The sequence below is a fragment of the Candidatus Cloacimonadota bacterium genome, assembly GCA_011372345.1.
In the GTDB taxonomy this organism is placed as follows: Bacteria; Cloacimonadota; Cloacimonadia; order Cloacimonadales; family TCS61; genus DRTC01.
Genome location: DRTC01000564.1, coordinates 1 through 1977, shown reverse-complemented (window position 1 = coordinate 1977; position 1977 = coordinate 1). Strand labels below are relative to the sequence as shown.

Genomic DNA, 1977 nt, shown 5'->3' with positions numbered 1-1977 from the left:
GCTGTAAACTGTGTAGGAAGTCGCTCCTGAAACCGAATCCCAATTAATCTGAACATTTGCTCCTACAATTGCAACAGAAACATTTTCAGGAGGATCAGGCGGAAGAGTTGTTCCGACATTTAATGTAACGGGCACAATTATTTGAGGTTCATCCGGATCGTTGCTGTCAATGACCAGGTTCTTCAAATATGTTCCTTCTGTTAAACCTGCAGTATCGAACATTAAAGTTACATCATCATAAGTCGAACCGGGAACTGTGCCGGAAGTAGGAGATAACCTCAACCAGTCTTTTTTAAAGAGAACTGCTAAATTATTCGTCACATAATTCTCATCATAACAAACCTCGAGTCCGTCATCTCCGCTTGCATTCTGAATTCCGATGGTGCAGGTATCGAGATCTCCGGTAACTGTTCGGTATTGGAATAGAATCCTGCCGTTTGCATATAAAATCATCTGGAAATCATAAGTTCCGTTCCAGGTACCAACATAATGAATCACATCATCGAACCAGACGACCAGACTGTCAGAATTTCCATAATAATACACATTTCCGCTGCCATTACTGCCATCCCAGGGATGAAGATCATCCCAGAAACCGAAAACTGCAGGACGCGGTGCATCAACTCTTGGAAGTTCGTAGTTATGATAATCTGTCCAGTCATCTCCAAATCCGATCCAGCCATTCGGGCTGATCCGGAATTGATTATACTCAATTCCATAATAATTGAAGGTAAATCCAATCGGGAGCAAACCGGTTGCTTCATCGTTATGGGTAAAAGTCACTTGTGTTCCAGTAATGTCGCGCCAGTCATAAACAGGTCCGTCAGGTTCATTGCTGTCAATCCAGGAATATCCGTAAGTATCTGGTCCTCCCTGTCCCCTGTCTTCATGATCGAGTTCATAGGTCAGGTCGGAAACTCCATTATTAGAAATCCTTAAATTCTCATTTGTTGTTTGATCAGGTTCAAGATTAACACTGAATGAAGTAGGATTGATGGAAATATCAGGCGGATCATAAACTGTAACTGTTATTTCGTGGTCTGTCTCATAAGAATCGTTATCTACCGCGGTTGCTTTTATTGTATGGTCATCCAGAGAATAAGAGGTTGTATTCCAGCTATAACTATAAGGAGCTGAATAATCGGATGCTTGATAAACATCGTCGATGTAAAATTCTACCCGTACGACACTACCGTCATTATCGTCGGCATCGACAGTAATTGTTTCTGTTGTGCCATGTACGATCATGTCTCCATGTAGAGGATTGGTGATCGTGCAGGAAGGAAAGTTAGAGTGCGGAGTTGCATTTACCGCAGCAAGTGCATTGACTCTACCTGAACCATATGTGTTATTTTTAGGAGATTGCGGAATAGCAACAGTTTCTTCCAGAATTTGATCGATCTGGGCAGGTGTTATTGTATCATTTTTCTCCAGCATCAAAGCCATAACTCCGGCAACACAGGGAGTTGCCATGGAAGTTCCACTCCAGCCATCTGCATAACCTGTATCACTCCCGTAATCCAGAGATTTGATATTCGAGCCGGGAGCACAGATATCGGGTCTGATCAATCCCATTTCAGGATTGTAAGGATAGTCCCAGTAATTATTGATACTGCTCCAATCCAATGGTCCTCGACTGGAAAAATAAGAAATAACATCACTGCTTGTAGTTGATCCGACACAAACAACAGCTGAGATCCCACCAGTTAAAGTCTGATCAGGATGCAGCCAGGGTGGAGGACAATCTCCTGGAGTTCTGACATTATCAGGAATTGGATAATATCCCTGCGAATCACCTTCATTTCCGGCAGCAACTGATGCGATAACTCCGGCAGCTAATGCATAATTATAAGTGTCCCGCCAGGATTCTCGATCAACTCCCCATGAATGCTGCCAGCCAAGCGACATACTGATCACATCTGCTCCATAATCCGTAGCAAATTCGATTGCAGCCCAGACTTCTGATTCTGTTCCACT

At 43.2% G+C, this 1977-nt stretch carries 1 protein-coding gene; it reads right to left on the bottom strand.

The window, feature by feature from the left end:
* On the bottom strand, positions 1-1977 hold a 1977-nt coding region (locus ENL20_10780), incomplete at both ends, for a hypothetical protein (GenBank protein HHE39039.1).